The organism is Sinomonas humi (assembly GCF_000802235.1).
In the GTDB taxonomy this organism is placed as follows: Bacteria; Actinomycetota; Actinomycetes; order Actinomycetales; family Micrococcaceae; genus Sinomonas; species Sinomonas humi.
Map to the genome: position 1 here is coordinate 17,463 of NZ_JTDL01000101.1, position 20,902 is coordinate 38,364.

A 20,902-nucleotide genomic window follows, 5' to 3' on the forward strand; every position below is an offset into this window, starting at 1 on the left:
TTGGTATCCTGCATGCATTGCCGATGTGGCTGGTCAATGGTTCTGACAGTCAAGTCTAGCGGCCTCGCCCACCGGCCCACCCACTCCCACGATTGGCCGAACCGCAATGACCACCCGCATCCTCGTCATCGACAACTACGATTCGTTTGTCTACACGCTCGTGGGCTACCTCCAGCAGCTCGGAGCCGAGACCACGGTGGTGAGGAACGACGACGTCTCGCTCGCCGAGGCCATTGAGCTCGCTACCGCTCGTGACGGCGTCCTCGTCTCGCCTGGCCCGGGCAACCCGGCAGAGGCCGGCGTCTGCATCGAGCTGATCAAGTGGTGCGGCGAGAACGCGAAGCCTATGCTCGGTGTCTGCCTCGGCCATCAGGCGCTTGCGGAGGCGTACGGCGGCAAGGTCACACATGCGCCCGAGCTCATGCACGGTAAGACCTCGCTCGTAGAGCACGAGGGCAAGGGTGTCTTCGCCGGGCTCAAGTCGCCCTTCACGGCGACCCGGTACCACTCGCTCGCCGCTCTCAGGGAGACGATCCCCGACGTTCTCGAGATCACGGCGCACACCCACTCCGGCGTCATCATGGGGCTCCAGCACAAGTCCGCCCCCCTGTGCGGCGTGCAGTTCCACCCCGAGAGCGTGCTGACCGAGGGCGGCTATCAGATGCTCGGCAACTGGCTTGAGTCTCTCGGGCTCGCCGGCGCGGCCGAGCGTGCGGCCACGCTCAGTCCGCTCATCCATGCGGAAGAAGCGCGCTAGGAGACGCTTCCGCTCGTCGCTTCTGCCCGTCTCGTGGATTTCCATAACAGGTGTTAGTAGACTCCCGGCCATGCGCATCCGGGCGTTTGATGATCTCGTTCTGCGTGTTCTGATGGTGCTCAACTCCCAGAATTCGGACACCCAGATCACCACGCAGGCCCTCGCCGAACGCGTCGCGACCCCCTACAACCACGTGAGCAAGGCCATCACCAGCCTGCGGAAGCTCGGCCTGGTCGACGCACGCCGAGGGCGCAACGGCGGGGTCCGCCTCACCGAGGCCGGTCAGAGCGCGACGGTCGGGGCCGTGCTCCGGGCACTCGACGATCGCGAGGACGTGCCCGACTGCCGCTCCGCAAAAGGCGACTGCGCCCTCTTGCCCGCGTGCGGGCTCCGCTCGGCATTGCACTGCGCGAGGGAGGCGTTCTACCAGGAGCTCGACGGCGTCCTCATCCGCTGACGAGCAGGCTGACCAGCAGGTCAGCCGTTGTTGGGGTTGCCGTTCCCGTTTCCGTTTCCATTCACGGACCCGTTCCCGTTGCCGTTCCCGCTGTTGGTCGGGGTCGGCGTGGGGGTGGATGTAGGAGTCGGGGCCGGGCTTGGCGGAGGCGGAGTCGGAGCCGGAGGTGCAACGGCTACGGTCAGGGTGACGGAGCCGCCCTGATCCACCGAGCCGTTCGGCGCGATGTCCTGGGCGATCACGGTGTGGGCCGCCGCCGCACTCGGCTGATTGACGACCACGACGTTGAGCTTGAGGCCGGCCAGGACTGCGCTTGCGTCATCGATGGTGCGGCCGAGGAGGTCCGGGACGGTCACCCGGCCGGTCGAAACTGTCAGGGTGACCTGCGAACCGATCGCAACGGTCTGCCCCGCGGGCGGATCCGAGCTGATGACCTTGCCGTACGGAACGGTCGCGCTGTTCGCGGTCTTCGACTGGTCAGCGGGCACGAGCCCGATGGAGCGCAGCATGTCCCGCGCGCCCGCCTCGGTGTTGCCGACGATCGCCTGCGGGATGACCGCCGTCGAGGGTCCCGTCGAGATCTCGATGACGATCTTCGCGTTCTTCGCAAGCTGCGAACCCGCCGCGGGAATGGTGTCGATCGCGAGGCCCTTGCCGACGTCGGGGCTCGGCTTCTGCGAGAACTCTGGGTTGAGCCCGAGCTGGGTCAGCCGTGCGAACGCATCCGTGTCCTGCATATTGGCCACGTTCGGAACGCTCACATAGACGATCGCGGGCGGCTGGTTCAGGTAGCTGTACAGCCAGTAGCCCCCGCCGCCGAGGATGAGGAGAACGAGGGCCACCAGCAGAGCGATCCAGCCGCCGTGGCCGCGGCGGCGGCGCTCCGGTCCCTCCGCCTCGTCGTCGAACGGAAGGAATCCGTCTTCTGCAGCGGGGTCGACGGCGGGGAACTCGCCAGTGTCGCCGAGATGCGGAGAGGCTGGTTCCGGGACCTCGAGGGGCGCGGCGAACGCTCCGATGCCGGCAGCTGCAGCGGCGACCGCCATAGCCTCGGTTCGCTCGTCGTCGTCCGCCGATGCGACGCCTGGGAGGATTCGGCCCGCACTGGCTGCCCGGAGCGCGCGGCGAAAGGCGCCGGCGTCCTGGAAGCGGCGGTCGGGGTCCTTCTGCAGTGCCCGGTCCAGGACGCTCTGCACGGCGTCGCTGATCTCGGGGTTGAACTCCTGGGCCTTTGGCGCCTCGACCTGCACGTGCTGGTAAGCCACCGAGACCGGCGACTCGCCGAGGAATGGCGGGCGTCCCGTGAGGAGCTCGTAGAGGAGGCAGCCGGTCGAGTAGAGGTCGCTCCGGTTGTCCACCGTCTGGCCCTGGGCCTGCTCGGGGGAGAGGTACTGGGCGGTCCCGACGACGGCCTGGGTCTGGGTCATCGTCGCTCCGGACTCGGCGACCGCACGGGCGATCCCGAAGTCCATGACCTTGACCCCAGCGTTGTCGTCGCAGACCATCACGTTGGCGGGCTTGATGTCCCGGTGCACGATGCCGGCGCGGTGGCTGTACTCGAGCGCAGAGAGCACGCCCTGGACATATTCGAGCGCCTTCTCCTGTTCGATCGGTCCGGACCGGACCAACTCGCGGAGGGTCTTGCCGATCACGAGCTCCATGACCATGAACGGCACTTCGACCGAGCCGGGGTTGAGCGGGTCGGCGGAGCGTTCGCCCGTGTCGTAGACGGCCACGATGTTCGGGTGGTTGAGCGCCGCGACTGCCTGCGCCTCGCGTTCGAACCGGACGCGCAGCTGACGGTCGCGGGCCATGTCCGCACGCAGCATCTTCACGGCGACGGTCCGGCCGAGGCGGGTGTCCTGGGCCTCGAAAACGTCTGCCATCCCGCCGCGGCCGAGCAGCCTGCCCAGCACGTAGCGGCCCGAGAGGACGACGGGCTGTGGCATAGGCTCGTCCTCTCGTTCCAGCGGCAGATGGGTGGGCTGCGTCATGACCTCTATTTCCCCGGCAGAAGGACGTATTAGACCAGTGTGGACCTACTTAGTGGCAGAAGGTGTGGAGGTCGGCGTCGTTGAGGGTGTCGCGGGTGCTGTCGGGGTCCGAGTCGGGGTGGGAGTTGGAGCCGGAACGACCGCGTAAGTCACTGTGATCGTCGAGCCCACGGGCAGCGCACCGGTCGGACTGAGGGTCAGGACCTCGCCCTGGAACGCCTGCGTCTGCTGCTGGGTCACGGGGGAGAGCTGGACCACGAAGCCCAAGCTTTCAAGCTCGCCCTGCACCGTCGTGTAGTTCCGGCCCACGTAGTCCGCCGCGGCCACATTGATCGTGCTGATCGTCGGCGTGGGGGTGGGCGTGGGCGTGGGCGTCGGCGTCGCCGACGGGGTGGGACTCTGCGAGACGGTCTGCGGAGCGCTCGACGACGTGCTCTTGGCAGGCGAGGAGAACAGGCCGAGGTTGCTCAGCAGGATGCCGAGCAGCACGAAGATGAGGAGGAGCACGAGGGCCACGAGCGGCCACGTGAGCGCCCTGCGTCGGCGGCGCTTCTCCACGGGCGCGGGCGCGATGTCTTCCTCATCGAGGGGGGCGTACAGCGGCGAGGCGCCACCGGCGGCGTGATCACCCTCCACGGCCGTCGCGCCGTCGTCCGCGGCTGCCGCGAGGGGCAGGGCTGCGGTCGCCGGGGATGCGGCGTGAGCCGCCTGAGCGCCCGCGGCCGCCGCGCCGAGGCCTGCAGCGCCGGCCGCGAGGGCAGCGCCGCCGACGACGGCGGTGGGCGCCGTAGCTTGGCGCACCGGCTGGGTCATCGCCTCGGTCGAATCGTCGTGCAGGAGCATCCCCGGCACGGCGGCTTGGGCCGCGCGGATGTCGCCGCGTCGGATCGCCTCTGCCGCCTCGGCGAGCTTGATCGCGTTGGCGGGGCGGTTCCGCGGATCCTTGGAGAGCATCGACATGAGCAGGGCCCGGACGGGTGCGGGAACCTGCTCAGGCAGCGGCGGCGGGGCATCGTTGACCTGCGCGAGCGCGATCGCGATCTGGCTCTCGCCGGAGAACGGGCGGTGGCCCGTGAGGCACTCGTAGCCGATTACCCCGAGCGAGTAGATGTCGCTCGAACCCGTAGCCTGCTGGCCCGTAGCCTGTTCCGGCGCGAGGTACTGGGCCGTGCCCATGACCTGGCCCGTCTGCGTGAGCGGGACCTGATCGGCGAGGCGTGCAATGCCGAAGTCGGTGACCTTCACGCGGTTGTCCGGCGTGATGAGCAGGTTGCCCGGCTTGACGTCGCGGTGGACGAGTCCGCGCGCGTGCGCGACCGCGAGGGCACGCGCCGTCTGCGCCATGATGTTGAGCGTGCGGTCGGGGGAGAGCACCTTCTCCCGCTCGAGGATCGAGCTGAGCGGCTCGCCGGGCACGAGCTCCATGACGAGGTAGGCCGAGCCGCTGTCCTCGCCGTAGTCGAAGACATTGGCGATGCCATTGTGGTTGAGCAGCGCGGTGTGCCGAGCCTCGTTGCGGAAGCGTTCGAGGAAGCCCGGATCGCCCGCGTACTCCTCCTTGAGGATCTTGATGGCGACGTTGCGCCCCAGCACCTCGTCGCGAGCATTCCACACTTCGCCCATGCCGCCGATGGCGATACGGCTCTCCAGGTGGTACCTGCCGCCCAAGGTGATGCCCGATGTGGGTCTCACTTCTTCAACACCGCCTCAAAGATCTTGCTCGCACTCGGACTGGTCAGTTTGGCTCCGGTCAGGACGTCGACGCCCTCCATCACGATGGTCACCTGCACCTGCGGATTGTCCGCTGGGGCGAAGCCGGTGAACCAGGAGTTGTTGAGGCCGCTCGTGCCCAGCTCGGCCGTTCCCGTCTTGCCGGCGACGCTGATCCCTGGGACAGCAGCTCCCTTTGCGATGCCGTTCGAGACCACTTCGCTCATCCACTGCGTGATCTGGCCTGCAATCGCAGGCGTGGTCGACGTTCGGAGCACCTCGGGCTTCGGCTCGTCTACGACGCGGAGGTCGGGTCCCCGGACGGTCTTGACGAGGGAGGGCTTCATCTCGACTCCGCCGTTTGCGATGGCGTCCGTCATGAGGGCGATCTGCAGGGGCGACGCCTTCGTATCGAACTGCCCGATCGCGGACTGGGCGAGCTGGGCCTGATCGAGGTTCGTGGGCCAGACCCCGCCCTGATAGTCGAGGTGCAGGAGATCGCCGGCGTCCTGGCCGAAGCCGAAGGCAGAGGCCTGCTTGCCGATGGCGTCCTGGCCGAGGTCGAGGGCGATCGACGCGAACGGCGTATTGCAGGACTGCTCGAGCGCGAAGTCGAAGGTCGCCTGGCTCTGGGTGTAGCAGTTGCCGCCCGCGTAGTTCGGCAGCGTCGCGGTGCTCCCGGGCAGCTTCATCTCGGCCGGGTTGGGCAGCACGCTGTCCTTGTTGTACTTGCCTGAGGCGAGCGCGGCGGCCGTGTCGACGAGCTTGAAGACCGAGCCCGGGGCGAGCAGGTTTCCAGTCGGGCCGCTCACGCTCTGGTTGAGGTTGATGCCGGGGATGCCCTGGAGCTTCGTCATCGCGGCCTGGGCCGCCGCCTGATCCTGGGTCGCGATCTGGTTCGGGTCATAGCTTGGCTTCGACACCATCGCGATGATCGCCCCGGTCTTCGGGTTCGTCACGACGATGGACCCGCGCATGCCGTCCGGGATGAGGCTGTACGCGAGCTGCTGGATCGCGGGATCGATCGTGAGCTCGACAGACGCGCCCTGCGGCTGCTGCCCGAGGAAGAGCTGCTTGATCCGGTCGAGGAGGAGCTGGTCTGAGGTACCCGTGAGCGTCGAGTTCATGCTCTTCTCGAGGCCGGTCGAGCCGAAGATGTTCGAGTAGTAGCCCGTGAGCCCCGCGTAGAGGGGCCCCTGAAGATACTGGCGCTGGTACTTGCACGATTCCGAGCCCGTCGGGACGGACTGCACGATCGGCTGCCCCGCCACGAGAATGGTCCCGCGGTCCTGACAGAACGTCTGCAGGATGGCGCGGTTGTTCCACTGGTTGGCGTCGAGCGCGTCGGCGTCGACCACCTGCACGTAGCTGATGGAGCCCAGGATGAGGGCGAACATCGCGGCAATGGCGATCCACGCGTTCCTGATGGCCTGGTTCATCGCTGCTTCACCGCCTGGGTCAGGATGGTTTCGGGAGCGCCGGAGGCTTCGTCCGGCGCGATGGGCGTCGTGTCGACGGGCCGACGTGCAGCATTCGAGATGACGAGGAGGAGTGCCACGATGATCCAGTTCGCAAGGAGCGACGAACCGCCGGCCGCGAGGAACGGCGTCGTGAGGCCCGTGAGCGGGATGAGCCGCGTCACGCCGCCGATCACGACGAAGCACTGGAGCCCGATCCCCGCCGAGAGCCCGCAGGCGAGGAGCTTGCCGAACGCGTCCCGCGCGCCGATTGCCGCGCGCATGCCCCGAGTTACGAGGAGGGCGTACATCATGACGATCGCGAAGAGCCCCACGAGTCCGAGCTCCTCGCCGAAGGCGGCGATGATCATGTCCGAGTTCGCGAAGGGCACGAGGTCAGGGCGTCCTTGGCCCAGCCCCGTCCCGATGAGGCCGCCGTTGGCCATTCCGAACAGGCCTTGCACGATCTGATAGCTGCCGCCGTACTGGCGCCCGAACACGTTGGGGTCGAAGGCGTTGAGCCAGCCGTCAACGCGCAGGGCGATGTGCGGGAAGATGTAGCCCGCGGCCACGGAGCCGGCGAACATGAGGATGATGCCGAGGAGCGCCCAGCTCGCGCGGCTCGTCGCGACGTAGATCATCGAGATGAAGATCCCGAAGAAGAGGATCGACATGCCGAGGTCATGCTGGAAGATCAGGATTCCGATGCTCGCGAGCCACGCGATCACCATCGGCCCCAGGTCGCGGAAGCGCGGCAGCTGGAGCTTGCCGATGCGGCGCCCCGCAAGCAGGATGAGGTCGCGGTTGGTCGAGAGGTAGCCCGCGAAGAAGATGCCGATCGTGATCTTCGCGACCTCTCCCGGCTGGAACGAGGCCGAGCCGACTCTGATCCACACCTGGGCGCCGTTGATGTCCCCCGCGGTGATTCCGGGCACGAGGGGGAGCACGAGCAGGACGGCGCTCAGGATGAGCGAGATGTAGGTGAAGCGGCGAAGCGTGCGGTGGTCCTTGAGGAACCAGATGACGATGGCCGCGAGGGCCATTCCGATCACGGTCCAGCGCGCCTGTGCGTTGCCGTAGTCGGTCTGCGGCGTGTCGAGGCGGTGGATCATCGCGAGGCCGAGCCCGTTCAGGGCTACGACGATCGGAAGGATGAGCGGATCGGCATACTTCGCGCGGAATCGCAGCGAGACATGCAGAGCAAGGGATGCGATGGTGATCGTGCCGCTCTCGAGCCAGAAGTTGCTTCCGAGCGAAGTCCCCTCGTTGAGCGCGGTCAAGGCGTTCGCGCCGCACCCGACAACGAGGGCGAGGATCAGCAGGACGAGTTCGATGTTGCGCCGTGGGCGCACGGCGGCGTCGACAGCGCTCACTATTGGCCTCCCAAGCACGGGTTGGTGGGCGAGGGGCTGCTCGATGGATGCGTGGCCGAGGGCGACGGCGAGGGGTGGCCCGGGGGTATTGCCGTCGCAGACGCAGACGGCTTTGCCGAGGGCGTTGCCGACGCGGACGGTGTTGCCGAGGAGGGGGACCCCGAGGGCGAGTTGAAGCAGCTCTCGGGGTTGGTGCGAAGGTTGGCGACAATGTCCTGGGCCTCGGAAAGGCTCGTGGCCGGGACGCCTGCCTGGAGCCGCTGCTTCTGGAAGTCGGGCAGCGAGTTCATGGTGATGTCCGTCGTCGTGTAGACCTTCGAGAGCGAGATGGGGCCGAGCGTCTGGGACACCCCGTTGAAGATCGCTACGTGGTTGTTGTACGCCCCGACGTAGTAGCGGGTCTGCGTCCATGCGTACCCCAGCCACAGGCCGAGCACGATCGCGACCGCTACGACCGCTGCCAGGATGAGCCTGACCCATCGGCGGAGCTGGCGCCGCATCGTGTCTGCCTCGGTCTCCGTGTCTTCGACCTCGACCTCGGGTTCGGCGCGGTGGGTGAGGAGCGCGGCGGCGCGACGGGCGGCCGTCCTGCTCGCAACGGAGGGGAGCGAGCCGCTTTCGGCGGCGGCGGCTGCTGCGCCGACAAGCTCGTGCGGGCGGCTGTCCAGCTCGCTCCGGAGTACTTCTGCTGAGAGGTGGGCGCCGAGGTTGGGATCCGTCGGGACTTCATGGCGGGCCGCCTCGTCCTCGCCGAGCTCGCCGTCCTCCCCGGAGGCCTCCTTGCCCGTGGGAGATTCCGCTCGTGAAGCGGATGTCACGGGCGTCCGCGCCGCGGCCGAGGCAGTGACCGTCGCGGCGGCAGCGGGCGCGGCGGGGGGCTTCTCGTCGTCGACGGCGCTCTCGTCGTCGTCCGCCTTGCCTGCCACAATGTCCGCCACTATTACGGTCACATTGTCCGGCGCCCCGGCCGCGAGGGTCAGCGCGATGAGCTTGTCGGCGCACTCTCCCGGATCCTCGATCTCGCGCACCGTCCGCTCGACAATGGGGTGCGGAACGTAATTGAGGCCGTCCGAGCACAGAAGCCAGCGTTCGCCCTCTTCGACGTCGAAGGAGGTCAGGTCCAGCTCGGGGCTCGCATCGACGTCGCCGAGGACGCGCATGAGGACGTTCTTGTGCGGATGGGTCTCGGCCTCCTCCGGGCGCAGGCGGCCTTCGTTGATGAGCCGTTGGACGAACGTGTGGTCCACGCTCATCTGCTCGAACTTGTTGCCCCGCATGCGGTAGGCACGGGAGTCGCCGATGTGCGCGAACGCGAGCTTGGTCCCGTTCAGGAGGATCGCGGTGACGGTCGTCCCCATGCCCGCGAGCTTGGGATTCGTCGCCACGAGTTCGGAGAGCAGCGAGTTCGCCGTCTGGATCTCGTCAGCGAGCACGGTGCCCGCTTCGCCGCTGTCCCCGTACCCACCGTGGTCGAGGTGGACCAGGTCGAGGACCGTGGACGCACTCGCAACGTCCCCGCCCGCATGGCCGCCCATCCCGTCGGCGACGACGGCAAGATGACGCCCGGCGTAGGCGGAGTCGTCGTTCTTGGCGCGCAGCCTGCCCACGTCGGAGCGGGCCGCGTACCGCAGGATCAGCTGGGTATCCGGCAAGGTCAGGGCCTCAGCTCGATCACGGTCTTCCCGATGCGGATCGGGACGTTGAGCTCGACGGGCTGGGCGCGGGTGAGCTGGCGGTCAGCGAGATAGGTGCCGTTCGTGGAGCCGAGGTCCTCGATGAACCAGCGGCTTCCCTGCGGGAACAGGCGAGCGTGGCGGCCGGAGGCGTAGTCGTCCTCGAGCACGAGCGTGGCCTCCTGGGCGCGGCCGAGCAGGATCGGGCTCTCCCCGAGCGCCATGCTCGCGCCAGCCAGCGGTCCCTCGACGACGACGAGCTCGCGTGCGTGCTGCCGTGGCGGGGGCTCGGCGAGGGCTGGGTTCCTGCGGACCTCACGGGCGCTCGGCGCACCAGTCTTGTGACGACGCCCGACCAGGAGGTCCCGCCGCATCGCGCCGACGATGCTGAAGACGAGCACCCACATGAGCACGAGGAAGCCGAGACGGAGGACGGTGAGCGTCAGTTCGTTCACGCGGACCCTCCCAATGGGGCCGGCAGCATGCGGAAGACGATGCGGGTGCGGCCCATCGCGATCGTCGCACCGTCCCGGAGCTCGACGGAACCGTTGACCCGCTCGCCGTTGACATAGCTTCCGTTGGTCGAACCGAGGTCGACGGCGTAGACGTGGCCTTGGCTCCGACGGATCTCGAGGTGCCGGCGGGAGACTCCCGTGTCGTCCACGACGACGTCCGCCTCAGATGAGCGGCCGAGGACGACCGAATCGGCGTTGAGCGAATATCGCTGACCGTCGATTTCGAGGACGGGGTGGAGGTGGAGCGGTTGCTGCATCGTCGCGCCCCCAGGGAAGGCGCCAGCCGGGAAGCGGTTCGGCGCCGACGGCACGCGAGGGGGCGCGGGGGGAACCGGACGGCGGGGGGCCGGCATGACCGGCGGCGCGGATCCCTTCTCCGAGCGCGCGGTGACCTCGAAGGCCCCAGGCTTGAGGTCGCCGTCGTGCTTGAACGAGAAGCGGACTGGCCCCTGAAGCGTGTAGCCCTGCGAACGGGCATGCTGGACGGCGACGTCGCAGAGCTCCTCGGCCAGCGGCTGGCCCCACTGCTGGACGCGGTCGAAATCGGTGTCGCCGAGGCGGGCCTCGAAGATGTTCGGTGCAAGGGTTCGGCCCTGCGAAATGGCGATGGCCTGGTTGTCCATCACGCGCCGCAGGCGGCTCGCAATCTCGACAGGCTGGATCTGGGCGTTGCCTCGCGAGAAGACGCCGTGCACGGCCTTTTCAATGCCGAGCTCGAGGCGATCGAGCAGTCCCATGGCCGTCCTCCTCTCTCGGCTCGCCGTCAGTCGGAGCGCGCGGCGAAGTGACGGTGGCGTAGGTGCCTCTGCGCTGCGCGTGCGTTCGATGCTTCTCCGATACTACTGGGCTGTTCTGCAAACTCCCGATTCGCGGCCTCCGGGGCGCCCTGCGGCACCCCCATCGATTTCGTATCCGTCTTGGGCTCGGCTATGCTTGAGCTCGCTGCTTTCGCGGGAGCGGGCCTTTACGGCCGTCCGCGGATTGTGAGCGCGAGTGGCGGAACGGCAGACGCGCTGGCTTCAGGTGCCAGTGTCCGAAAGGGCGTGCGGGTTCAAATCCCGCCTCGCGCACAAACGAACCCCCGGCCTTTGAGGCCGGGGGTTCTTTCGTTCACGCAGCCACGTCCCGCAGTTCGATCGGCCGGATGAGCACCCGGAGCGGCGTGATCTCCCAGCGCTCATGCGTCTCGCGGAACCGCTCCCGGCTCGAGAACTCGTAGAGGGCGTTGCGCACGCGGATCCATCGCGGACGCTCCCCATTGAACGGGTCGGCGCGGAGGAGGCGGAGGGTCGCCGGATCCGCCTCGAGGAGCTTGAACAGGAAGGCGTAGAACCACTCCTCGTGGACCGTGCGCAGCGGGAGGAACCACATGAGCCAGTCGAGGCGCAGATGGTACGGAGCCCACTGGCGGGGCAGCCTTTCGGCCTCCCCGGGCTTGCCCTTGAAGCGGTACTCGCGCCAATCGGCGTCGTCGGACGGGTCGTCGTCGAGCGTTCCTTCGACCACGATCTCGACCCGCCGCTTGGTGACACTCCCGAAGGCGCCATAGGTATTGCCCAGCATCCAACGGTTGAAGGCAGCATTCATGAGTTGGCGGCGTGAGAAGAGGTTCTTGAGGGGCTGGTACCCGAGCACTGCCAGGAAGACCGCGGCGGCGAGCGAGACGAGGGCCCATATCCAGGAGAAGACGTCGCCCGGGTAGCCGGTGGGCTCGCCGAGACCGCCCGCGAAGAGGCCGCCGGACCACACGCCGCCGGAGCGGGAAGCTGCCACGGCCCAGGATTCCGACGAGTACTGCACCGGCATGAATGGGAAGACGGCGTTGACCACGCGGTCGCTCACGGCCGAGCACGCGAGCACGATCGCGGACCAGTTGAGCCACGCGAAGTTGCCCGAGAGGATGAGCCAGAGCTGGGTCACGACGACGACGGCGGCAGCGATCGTCGCGAGGGGTTGCGGGGCGAACAGGAAGAACGGCACCACGAGCTGCGCGAAATGGTTCCCCACGACCTCGACCTTGTGCAGCGGCTTCGGCAGCAGATGGAACTGCCGGCTGAGCGGCCCGGGCATGGGCTGGGTCTCGTGGTGATAGTAGAGGGCAGTGAGGTCGCGCCACTCTTGGCCGCCCCGAATCTTGATCATCCCCGCACCGAACTCGAGGCGGAACGCGAGCCACGCCGTCACGAGCAGCATGGCCGTGGGCGGCGGGCTCTGGTCGGAACCGAGGAACGCGACCGTGAAGCCGGCCTCGAGCAGGAGCATCTCCCAGCCGAAGCCGTAGAACGTCTGGCCGACGTTCACGATCGACATGTAGAGGGCCCACAGGACGAGGAACGCGATGAGCGGGATCCAGGGCGGGCCCAGCTGCGGGATTCCGAGGATGATTAGCCCCGAAATGACGAGGCCGCCCGCACACATCCAACGCAGGAGGCGGTCGGAGTATCCCCAGCGGAACAGCGTGGGGCGGCGGAGGCGGTGGAACGCGGAGCCGAAGTCCGGCACCGGGAGAAGGCCATTTTCGCCCAGCAGGGCCGGGAACTGATTGAGGCTCGAGAGGAACGCGACGAAGTACAGGGCGGCGACGCCCCGCTGGAGCACAATCCTCGCCAGCTCATAGTCTGGCGCGCTGAACCAGAGCACCCAGTCCATATACCCACGCTACGCCGCGGGTACGCGCGCGGGCAGCATCGAAGCTAGCGTGGTCGCATGAACGAACAGAGGCCTTTCCAGAACGTCACGTTCCCCTCCGCTGGCCGAGAGGCCCACGGATACCTCGCTCGGCCCGAGTCGGGTTCGGGGCCGGGAGTCATCGTGATCCAGGAGTGGTGGGGGCTCGTGGACCACATTCGGGATGTCACCGACAGGCTCGCGGCCGAGGGCTTCGTGGCCCTTGCCCCAGACCTGTACGGCGGCCGGGTGGCGCACGACGGCGCCGAGGCCGCCCGCATCATGCGCGACCTCCCCGAAGAGGAAGGCGCCCGCCTTCTTGCCGGCGCCGTCGACTATCTGCTCTCCCTTCCTGAGGTCACAAGCTCGACCGTCGGCGCGATCGGCTTCTGCATGGGCGGCGGTTTCGTCCTCCAGCTCGCCGCGCAGCAGGGCGAACGCGTGAGCGCGGCGGTGCCGTTCTATGGCGTCGGGCAGGGCGTCCCGAACGACTTCTCCGGGGTGCGCGCTGCCGTCCAGGGGCACTACGGCGAGCACGACCGGGGCTACCCGGCCGCGGAGGCCCGGAAGCAGGCCGAGCAGATCCGGCGAGAGTCCGGGGCCGAGGTCGAGTTCTTCTTCTATGACGCAGGCCACGCGTTCGCCAACGATTCCAACCCTCAGGGCAACTACCGTCCAGAGGCGGCGAAGCTCGCGTGGTCACGGGCGGTGCAGTTCCTCAAGGACAAGGTGCGCTGAGGGCTCGCCGCCGCAGCGCAGCGCATGGCCGACGACGGCGGCCGCGGCCAGCATGAGCGCGGCGCCGATCGCTGCGGTCACCGCGACGCCTGAGTCGAACGCGTGGAAGGCCGAGGCCAGCAGCTCCGACGCCGGGCCGCTGGGAAGGAGGGGCGCGGCGTCGACCGCTCCGCCGAGCGTCTCGCGTGCGCGCCCCGCAGCCTCGGAGGTCAGACCTGGCGGGACGGTGACGTTGAGCCGGTACGCCGCCGCCAGCACGCTTCCCAGGATCGCCGTGCCGAGCACGGCTCCGAGCTCGTACGCGGTCTCGGAGATGGCTGACGCGGCGCCAGCCTTCGTGGGCGGGACGCTCGCGATGATCAGGTCATTCGAGAGGGTCTCGGCGAGGCCCACCCCGGCACCGACGATCGTGAAGCCCGTGAGCAGCGCAGGGAGGGACCCATCCCGCCCGAAGGCGAGAACCACCCCGTAGCCGAGGGCGTTGAGCAGCAGGCCCGCAACCATGACGGATCGCGCGGAGAACCTTGCCGCAAGGCGCACCGCCGCAAGCCCCGTCGCGATCGTCAGGGCCAGCCCCGGGAGCATGAGCAGCCCCGCGTGCAGAGGCGATTCTCCGGCGACGAGTTGGAGGTGCTGCGACAGGAAGAGCGTGAACCCCACGAGCGAGAAGATGCTCAGGAGGTTCGCGGCCAGGCCCGAGCTGAACGCTGGATTGCGGAACAGTTTGACGTCGAGCATCGGCTGCGGCTTCCGCAACTGCCGACGGACGAATGCCCAGCCAGCCCCAACGCCAGCGGCGAGGATGAGCGCTGCCGGGGTGCCGCCGTCGTGCGCGAGTTCCTTGATTCCGTAGACGACCGCGGTTGCCGCCCCCACGACCAGGAGGATGCTCGGCGGGTCGACGGGCGACGGCGCGGGGTCGCGCGAGTCGGGCACGAGCACCGGTGCGAGCACGAGAAGCGGGACGAGCGCGGGGACGGCGAGTAGGAACACAGAGCCCCACGCGAAGTGTTCGAGGAGCGCCCCGCCGACGAGCGGACCCAGGGCGGCACCGCCCGAATAGGTGGCGGCCCAGATGGCGATCGCGAGGCGCCGCTCGGCGTCGTCCGAAAAGATGTTGCGGATGAGCGAGAGAGTGGCAGGCATGATCATGGAGCCGAACACGCCGATGAGTGCTCGCGCACCGATGAGTTGGGCAGGGGTCGTTGCGAACGCCGCCAGCGCAGAGACGGCTGCGAAGCCGGTCGCGCCGATGAGGAGGATCCGCCGCCTGCCGATACGGTCGCCGATGCTGCCCATGGGGACAAGGAGCCCGGCGAGGACGAGCGCGTAGACGTCCACGATCCAGAGAGCCTCGGTGCTGCTGGGCTGGAGCGCGAGGGAGATCGCGGGGAGCGCGAAGGCAAGGACAGTGTTGTCGACGGCGATGAGCAGCACCGGGAACATGAGTGCCGCAAGGGCGAGCCATCGCCGGGTCGATCCGGACGCGACGCGGGCGCGAGTGTGCGAAGCAGCCTGGAACATGGAGGTCTCTCTTCCGTAGTCGGTTGTAACTATACCGTCTGGACGGTTTAGTTACAACGCCACGTACAGTGGCCTTATGCCCAGACCGCCCAAGGCCCGCGAAGCCCTGCTCGCCGCCTACCGCGACCTGCTCGTCTCAGAGGGCGAGCGGGCGGCCACCATGGACGCCGTCGCGGCCCGCGCGGGAGTTTCGAAGGGCGGGCTCCTGTATCACTTCAAGAGCAAGGACGCTCTCGCCGAAGCGCTCCTCGCCGCCCTGCGGGAGGCAGCCGCGCTCGACCGGGAGCGCATGGCTGCTGACCCTGAGGGCCCGGCAAGGTACTTCGTCCGCACTTCGGTCAACTCGGGTACGGATATGGACGCGTTCTTCGTCGCCGCGGTGCGCCTTGCCCAGGCCGGCCACGAAAGTGCGCTCGCGGTGCTCGAGGAGATGGACGCGGCGTGGCTCGAGCTCATCCGCCGCGAGGTTCCCGACCCGGCCGTCGCGACCGCCGTCATGCTCATGGGGGAGGGCCTGTACCACTATTCGTCGCTCGCGGGTACTTGGCCCGAGAAGACCTTCGGGACCTCGGTCGGGGAGCTGCTCGCCGTCGTCGACCGCTTGAGCGGAAGGGCCGCTGATTCCACTCCTTGACCTTGACGCGGCGTCAACTTCTACCCTCGAAAAGGTAAGGGAGGGCTGCATGGACTGGAGCATCCAGGAAGTCGCCAAGTTGGCGGGAACGACCAGCCGGACCCTGCGCCATTACGGCGCGGTCGGGCTGCTCGAGCCGAGCCGCGTGGGCCACAACGGCTACCGGTACTACGACGAGGAGTCGCTCGTGCGGCTCCAGCGCATCCTCCTGCTCCGCGAACTCGGCCTGAGCCTTGCCGCCGTCGCGGAGGTTCTTGGAAAGCAGACGGACCAGGCGAGTGCCTTGCGCACCCACCTCGTGTGGCTAAAGCAGGAGCAGGAGCGGCTTGCACGGCAGATCCGCGCAGTCGAGACGACGATTCGGAAACTGGAAGGAGGGGGCCGGCTCATGGCACAGGACATGTTCGACGGCTTCGATCACACGCAGTACAAGGATGAGGTCGAAGCCCGCTGGGGCTCGGAGGCCTACGAGGAGAGCGACAAGTGGTGGCGCGGACTCGGCGCCGAGGGCCAGGGCCAATGGAAGGAGCGGATCGCGCGGCTCATGGCCGACTGGCAGGCGGCGGCCGGAAGCGGCGCATCACCAGAAAGCGACACCGCTCAGACTCTGGCGGCTCGCCACGTCGATTGGCTCGGCAGCATCCCCGGAACGCCCGGCTACCCGGAGGGACCTGCAAAGGCCTACGTGCTCGGCCTCGCCGACATGTACGTGGCTGACGAGCGCTTCGCGGCGAACTACGGCGGCACGGAGGGAGCTGCCTTCGTCCGCGACGCTCTGAGGGTGTACGCCGAGCGAGAGCTCTAGGCATCGGCGCGCGCTTCGCGGGCGCGGCTGCTGCCGCCCTCCTCGTGCTCGCCCTTGGGGGAGCCGCGGTCCCAAGCGTCCCGCTGCCTCCCACAAGGCCCACGGCGCCCGCCGTCCTCGGCGCCGACGTCTCGTACCCGCAATGCGGCGCGCCGTCGCCGCCCGCAGGGGTCGCATTCGGCGTCGTCGGACTGAACCACGGCATATCGACGACGACGAACCCCTGCCTCGGAGCGGAGCTCGCCTGGGCGGCGGGAACCACGGGCGAGACGGCTCAGCCGAAGGTCCAGCTCTATGTCAACACTGCCGACCCGGCCGCCCCCGCGCCGGCGAAGCTCCCAGCCGGGTGGCCGACGTCGGGCACGACCCCCTACGGAGCGTGCGCTGGGCAGGCGAATCCGGCGTGCGCGTGGCAATTCGGCTGGGTCTTGACTGACGAGGACGTTGCGCAGCGCCTCGCCCCCGCCGCCCAGGCGGCGGGACTTCCGGCGGCGGCAAGTGATTACGTGTGGTGGCTCGACGTTGAGGCCGCCAACACCTGGCAGGCCGACACGACCCAGAACAGGGCGGTTCTCGAGGGCATGGCTGCTTCGCTCGCCGCGCACGGGGCGCGGGTGGGAATCTACTCGACTGCCAAGCAGTGGGGCCGGATCGTGGGAGGCACGCCGTCGACGAGCCCGCTCGCCGCACTGCCCGAGTGGCTTCCTGGAGCGACGACGGCGATCGGCGCGGAGTCCCTCTGCGCGCGCCCGCCACTCACTCCCCGCGGAAGAATTGTGTTGACTCAGTACCTCTCAGCGGTCGACGGTGACTACTCGTGCCGTGACTGACCTGCCGCCGCTGTGACTGATCTGCCGCCCGTCAGTGGTAGTGCTGCGAGGCGCCCTTGCTCTTCTTCGCGGCAGCAGCCTCACGCACGCGCTTCTGCTCGTCGCGCACCGCGGCCATGTTCGCTCGCTCGTCGACGAGCCATTGCGGGCGGCTCTTCAGGAGTTCCCCGATCTGGTCGGTCGTGAGCGCCTCGGTCACGCCGCCTCTCGCGAGGCCGCTGATCGTGACATTGAGCTTCTGGGCGACGACCGGCCGGGGATGCGGCCCGTTACGGCGGAGTTCCGTGAGCCACTCCGGTGGGTTCGACTGCAGTTCGTCAAGTTCCTCGCGTGAGACCTCGCCCTCTTGGAACTCCTGAGGGGTCGCCGGCAGGTAGATGCCCAGCTTCTTCGCGGCGGTGGCCGGCTTCATGGACTGGGGCTTGCGGGAAGTCATGGATCAAGCCTAGCCCGGTACGGTGGACGCATGGATTCCGAGCAGCCGGCTGCCATTCTGCGCGTTGCCTTCGTCGCGGGGGTCGCGCCCGGCAAGTGGTTCCGACGCTGGGAGGATCGCTTCCCGGACGTCGCCCTCGCCTCGGAGCTCGTCGAGGACAGCCAGCAGGTTGCCGTCTTGCACGAGGGTCGCGCCGACGTCGCGTTCGTACGGCTTCCGATCGATCGGGAGGGGCTTCACCTGATCCCGCTCTACGAAGAGCTCCCCGTGGTCGTGGCCCCGAAGGGCCACGAGATCCAGGCCTTCGAAGAAGTGGCATTCGCCGAGATCGAGGATGAGCTCTTTGAGTACGACGGCGGGGCCTCCGAGCGCCTGGACCTTGTGGAGGGAGGGGCTGGGCTCGCGATCCTGCCCATGAGCGTTGTTCGGCACTTGAACCGGCCGGAACTGCGGTATCGGCCGGTGACTGGTGTGCCCGGATACGAGGTGGGCGTCGCGTGGCTGCGCGAGAACGAGAGCGAGGCCATCCAGGAGTTCATCGGCATTGTGCGGGGAAGGTCTGCCAGCAGTTCGAGGCAGGCCTCTGTGCAGCGCGGGCAGCAGGAGGCTGCGAAGCAGAGGCGGTCCGACCGCTCGGCCGCGCAGTCGTCCGAGGCGAAGGCGCGCAATGAGGCGTCACAGGCGGGGAAGGGGCGCGGTCGGAAGGGTGCGGGCAAGCCCGGAGCTGGGAAGCCCGCGGCTGGGAAAGGTCATGGCCAGCGCCGGCGGCGCGCTCGTTGACGCGGCTCGCTCTCTGCGGTTCTTCGGAAGCCGGGCAGTTCCGCCACTCATATCGAATATTTATTTGATTGCTTGTTTGTCTTTCGAATTCGTCTTCGATAGACTTGTTCCATGGTTGGTGTGGGGGACTGGCTCCGTTCGGGCGATTCGGCTCTTTCGAGCGAGCAGACGGGCGTGCGCGATCGAGGCGTCGGGGAGGGCGCTGCGCACTCCGAGGGCTGGCGGAGCGCGCAGGGGGCGTTGGTCGGGCGGCCGATCGGGGGGCCTTCGAACTCGGAGGTGGTTTCCTTCCTGGCCCGGCTCGGTGTGGGGGGTGTTCTGGGCGATCTGGACGGCCCGGGGCTGATCGAGCGTCTTGAGGCGCTCGAGCGGCTCAAGGCGGCAGCGGCGGCGGAGCAGGCCCGCGTGCAGGTGGAGTTCGCCAGGCTGTGCGAGGCGGGAATGGACCCGCGCGCGGCCGCACTGGGGTCCCGGACGAGTCGGGCCCGGACGAGGGTGGGGGAGCGTTCGGCGTCGGCGCAGATCGCGCTGGCGCGCAGGGTCTCGCCCGCACGGGGGGCCAGGCTGCTGGCGGTGTCGAAGCGGCTCGTGGGGGAGCTGCCGTGCACGTTCGGGATGCTGGCGGCGGGGCTCCTGAGCGAGGAGCGTGCGGGGTACGTGGCAGAGGGCGTGGAGGTGCTCTGCCCGGCGGGGCGGGCGGTGGTGGACGAGGACCTCGCGGGACATCCGCGGACTCTGGAGGGCCTGGGCGACCGGGGAGTCCAGGATGCGGTCCGGGCGGCCGTGGACGCCCTCGACGGACGTGCCGCGTTGGAGCGGGCGGCCAGGGCCGTGGAGGGGCGGCGGGTCACGGTGCGGCGGCTGCCGGATGCGATGGCCCAGCTGACGGCGGTCCTGCCGGTGGCTCAGGCTGCGGCGGTCGGCGGGGCGCTGCGGGCTGCGGGGGCGGCGGCACGGGCTGCCGGGGATCCGCGCACGGCGGGTCAGGTCGCGGCCGATGCTCTCGTGGAGCGGGTGACCGGGCAGGAGCGCGCCGATGCGGTGCCACTGCGGGTCGGGCTCGTGATGACGGACTCCTCGCTGTTCCAAGGCGGCCGGGAGCCCGCGCTGCTGCAGGGCTACGGGAGGATCCCCGCCCGGCAGGCGCGCGCCATGGTTGCCGCAGCTGCGCGTAGGAGCGGTCCAGGCTCGACCCCTGACGGTGTGCCGGGAGAGGCGGGAACGGTCCCGGCCGGACCGCTGCCAGCGGCTGCATCGCTGGCGGGGGCATGGTTGCGCCGCCTCTACCTCGATCCGACCACAGGGGAGCTCGCCGCCATGGACTCAAGGTCCCGCCGGTTCCCCCGGGCGCTGGCCGAGTTTGTTGAGATCCGGGACCAAGTCTGCCGGACCCCGTTCTGTGAGGCCCCGATCCGGCACATTGACCACGTGGTCCCGGTTGCTTCGGGCGGGGAGACGAGCGCCGAGAACGGGCAGGGCCTGTGCGAGGCGTGCAACTACGCGAAGGAATCCCCCGGATGGGAACGGAATGTGGTCGGAACCGACGAACCGGACGGCACGCGCGGGGATATCCTCACGATCACCCCGACGGGCCACGAATACTACTCACCCCCGCCCAGACTCCCCGGCTCCTCACCACCGAGTGAGGGACAGCGCGAGCGACGAGAACCGGAACGCATCGCCAAACGGGAACATGCGCGCGCTCAGTGAGGTGGGGCGGCCTAGCCGTCCCTCAGCGGATCGGCGAGTCAGGCCTTCCCGTCAGCCGAGCGCGTGAGCGTCCATACGTTCGCGTCGTCGCGGCGCTCACAGGTGATGGTCGTGAGGAGCTGACGGGCGAGCGCGAGGCCACGGCCCATTTCCGAGTCAGGACTGGGCATCGTGCCGGCGCTTTCCGGTATGTCGGCAGGCTGCGCGCCGAGCTCGAATAGGCGAGCGAGCAGGAGGTCGCGATGCACCTCGACCTCGAGGTCGAGCTCAACCTCATCGATGGCCGGCTTCGCGTGCCTGACGGCGTTCGTCACGACCTCGACGACGGCAAGCTCGAAGGGCATGCGATCGCTCAGGCTGATGACTAGCGCTTGCTCCCACACGCGGGAAAGCTCGTCCTGGACTGCATCGACGATGTGCGGCGCGGCGGGTCCTCGCACGTGGCCCTGGGCGAGCAGCTCAGGCATCTTTGAACGCGTCCTCGGGCTTGCTGTATGGGGTGAGGATCCGGTCCATGCTCGTCAGCTTGAGGACCATCTGGACCTGTTCGCCCACGTTCGCTATCCGGAGGTCACCGCCCGCCTGCCGGGCAGCCTTGAGGCAGCCGACAAGGGCGCCAAGGCCGGAGGAGTCCATGAAGTCCGTGCCCCCAAGGTTGAGGACGAGGAGCCGATGCCCAGCTTCGATCGCATCTGCGACGGCGGACCGCAGCAGGGGAGCGCTCACCATGTTGAGGCGTCCCTCCGCGGCCACTTCCGTATAGCCGTCCCGATCTTCGACGGCAAACTTCATCGTTCCTCCTTCGTCTAAAGTCCAGAATTCGTTCGCGGTCCAGAATTCAT

At 68.5% G+C, this 20,902-nt stretch carries 20 protein-coding genes and 1 tRNA gene; 9 read left to right on the forward strand and 12 right to left on the reverse strand.

All coding sequences use genetic code 11. From position 1 onward, the window contains the following. Positions 1 to 106: 106 nt before the first annotated feature. Together LK10_RS09395 and LK10_RS09400 are read left to right on the forward strand one after the other, a co-directional pair. The gene (locus tag LK10_RS09395; protein ID WP_043122818.1) at positions 107 to 757 is read left to right on the forward strand and encodes an aminodeoxychorismate/anthranilate synthase component II; all 651 of its coding nucleotides are present in this window, start codon (positions 107 to 109) and stop codon (positions 755 to 757) included. A 70-nt stretch (positions 758 to 827) separates the two neighbouring features. Then, the gene (locus LK10_RS09400) at positions 828 to 1,214 is read left to right on the forward strand and encodes an RrF2 family transcriptional regulator (RefSeq protein WP_052207161.1); all 387 of its coding nucleotides are present in this window, start codon (positions 828 to 830) and stop codon (positions 1,212 to 1,214) included. Positions 1,215 to 1,234: 20 nt separating this feature from the next. Here the strand turns inward: LK10_RS09400 and pknB are convergent, their stop codons facing one another. The 7 genes from pknB to LK10_RS09435 all read right to left on the reverse strand — a co-directional run bounded on the left by pknB (position 1,235) and on the right by LK10_RS09435 (position 10,673). Continuing rightward, a complete protein-coding gene (gene pknB, locus LK10_RS09405; protein WP_231567702.1) occupies positions 1,235 to 3,163 on the reverse strand; it encodes a Stk1 family PASTA domain-containing Ser/Thr kinase in 1,929 nt (642 codons plus the stop codon). Positions 3,164 to 3,253: 90 nt separating this feature from the next. Beyond that, the gene (locus tag LK10_RS09410; RefSeq protein ID WP_081998417.1) at positions 3,254 to 4,900 is read right to left on the reverse strand and encodes a serine/threonine-protein kinase; all 1,647 of its coding nucleotides are present in this window, start codon (positions 4,898 to 4,900) and stop codon (positions 3,254 to 3,256) included. Then, entirely contained in the window at positions 4,897 to 6,357 is a 1,461-nt protein-coding gene (locus LK10_RS09415; protein WP_043122821.1) for a peptidoglycan D,D-transpeptidase FtsI family protein, read from the reverse strand. The genes LK10_RS09410 and LK10_RS09415 overlap by 4 nt, the downstream gene beginning before the upstream one ends. Next, on the reverse strand, positions 6,354 to 7,748 hold the full coding sequence (locus LK10_RS09420; RefSeq protein WP_043122823.1) for an FtsW/RodA/SpoVE family cell cycle protein: 1,395 nt from the start codon (positions 7,746 to 7,748) through the stop codon (positions 6,354 to 6,356). Before LK10_RS09420 ends, LK10_RS09415 begins: the two co-directional genes overlap by 4 nt. Then, positions 7,748 to 9,400, reverse strand: coding sequence for a PP2C family protein-serine/threonine phosphatase (locus LK10_RS09425; protein ID WP_231567703.1), 1,653 nt, complete (start codon positions 9,398 to 9,400; stop codon positions 7,748 to 7,750). Before LK10_RS09425 ends, LK10_RS09420 begins: the two co-directional genes overlap by 1 nt. A gap of 2 nt (positions 9,401 to 9,402) precedes the next feature. Then, entirely contained in the window at positions 9,403 to 9,876 is a 474-nt protein-coding gene (locus LK10_RS09430) for an FHA domain-containing protein FhaB/FipA (RefSeq protein ID WP_043122829.1), read from the reverse strand. Beyond that, on the reverse strand, positions 9,873 to 10,673 hold the full coding sequence (locus tag LK10_RS09435; RefSeq protein WP_043122831.1) for an FhaA domain-containing protein: 801 nt from the start codon (positions 10,671 to 10,673) through the stop codon (positions 9,873 to 9,875). Before LK10_RS09435 ends, LK10_RS09430 begins: the two co-directional genes overlap by 4 nt. A 250-nt stretch (positions 10,674 to 10,923) precedes the next feature. On the opposite strand from LK10_RS09435, the gene LK10_RS09440 reads away from it, so the two are divergent. After that, positions 10,924 to 11,006 (forward strand) — tRNA-Leu (locus tag LK10_RS09440). A 40-nt stretch (positions 11,007 to 11,046) separates the two neighbouring features. On the opposite strand, the gene LK10_RS09445 is transcribed toward LK10_RS09440, so the two are convergent. Further along, a complete protein-coding gene (locus LK10_RS09445) occupies positions 11,047 to 12,585 on the reverse strand; it encodes a lipase maturation factor family protein (protein ID WP_043122833.1) in 1,539 nt (512 codons plus the stop codon). Between the two features lie 57 nt (positions 12,586 to 12,642). Here LK10_RS09445 and LK10_RS09450 point away from each other — a divergent pair, with 57 nt between their 5' ends. Then, positions 12,643 to 13,341: a dienelactone hydrolase family protein gene (locus LK10_RS09450; protein ID WP_043122835.1), complete on the forward strand. Its 699-nt coding sequence runs from the start codon at positions 12,643 to 12,645 to the stop codon at positions 13,339 to 13,341. Here LK10_RS09450 and LK10_RS09455 read toward each other — a convergent pair. Then, complete coding sequence (locus LK10_RS09455; RefSeq protein ID WP_043122836.1) at positions 13,303 to 14,865, reverse strand: MFS transporter; 1,563 nt, start codon at positions 14,863 to 14,865, stop codon at positions 13,303 to 13,305. The two genes, LK10_RS09450 and LK10_RS09455, sit on opposite strands and share 39 nt — an antisense overlap. A gap of 76 nt (positions 14,866 to 14,941) precedes the next feature. Here LK10_RS09455 and LK10_RS09460 point away from each other — a divergent pair, with 76 nt between their 5' ends. From LK10_RS09460 to LK10_RS09470, 3 genes are read left to right on the forward strand one after another with little or no spacing between them, the layout of a single operon-like run. After that, the gene (locus tag LK10_RS09460; protein ID WP_043122838.1) at positions 14,942 to 15,499 is read left to right on the forward strand and encodes a TetR/AcrR family transcriptional regulator; all 558 of its coding nucleotides are present in this window, start codon (positions 14,942 to 14,944) and stop codon (positions 15,497 to 15,499) included. A 49-nt stretch (positions 15,500 to 15,548) separates the two neighbouring features. Further along, positions 15,549 to 16,304, forward strand: a complete 756-nt coding sequence (locus LK10_RS09465; protein ID WP_043122841.1) for a MerR family transcriptional regulator — start codon at positions 15,549 to 15,551, stop codon at positions 16,302 to 16,304. A 44-nt stretch (positions 16,305 to 16,348) separates the two neighbouring features. Next, positions 16,349 to 17,134 carry a glycoside hydrolase family 25 domain-containing protein gene (locus tag LK10_RS09470; protein ID WP_156144110.1) on the forward strand — a complete coding sequence of 262 codons (786 nt, stop codon included), beginning with the start codon at positions 16,349 to 16,351 and terminating at the stop codon, positions 17,132 to 17,134. Positions 17,135 to 17,165: 31 nt separating this feature from the next. Here LK10_RS09470 and LK10_RS09475 read toward each other — a convergent pair whose 3' ends face one another. Then, entirely contained in the window at positions 17,166 to 17,570 is a 405-nt protein-coding gene (locus tag LK10_RS09475) for a DUF5997 family protein (protein WP_043122844.1), read from the reverse strand. A gap of 30 nt (positions 17,571 to 17,600) precedes the next feature. Between LK10_RS09475 and LK10_RS09480 the strand changes: the two genes are divergently transcribed. Together LK10_RS09480 and LK10_RS09485 are read left to right on the forward strand one after the other, a co-directional pair. After that, entirely contained in the window at positions 17,601 to 18,350 is a 750-nt protein-coding gene (locus LK10_RS09480) for a LysR family substrate-binding domain-containing protein (protein ID WP_052207163.1), read from the forward strand. Positions 18,351 to 18,461: 111 nt separating this feature from the next. Then, the gene (locus LK10_RS09485; RefSeq protein WP_052207164.1) at positions 18,462 to 20,060 is read left to right on the forward strand and encodes an HNH endonuclease; all 1,599 of its coding nucleotides are present in this window, start codon (positions 18,462 to 18,464) and stop codon (positions 20,058 to 20,060) included. A 38-nt stretch (positions 20,061 to 20,098) separates the two neighbouring features. Here the strand turns inward: LK10_RS09485 and LK10_RS09490 are convergent, their stop codons facing one another. Together LK10_RS09490 and LK10_RS09495 are read right to left on the reverse strand one after the other, a co-directional pair. Then, on the reverse strand, positions 20,099 to 20,527 hold the full coding sequence (locus tag LK10_RS09490) for an ATP-binding protein (RefSeq protein WP_043122845.1): 429 nt from the start codon (positions 20,525 to 20,527) through the stop codon (positions 20,099 to 20,101). Beyond that, entirely contained in the window at positions 20,520 to 20,852 is a 333-nt protein-coding gene (locus LK10_RS09495) for an STAS domain-containing protein (protein ID WP_043122847.1), read from the reverse strand. Before LK10_RS09495 ends, LK10_RS09490 begins: the two co-directional genes overlap by 8 nt. Between the last annotated feature and the right edge of the window lie 50 nt (positions 20,853 to 20,902).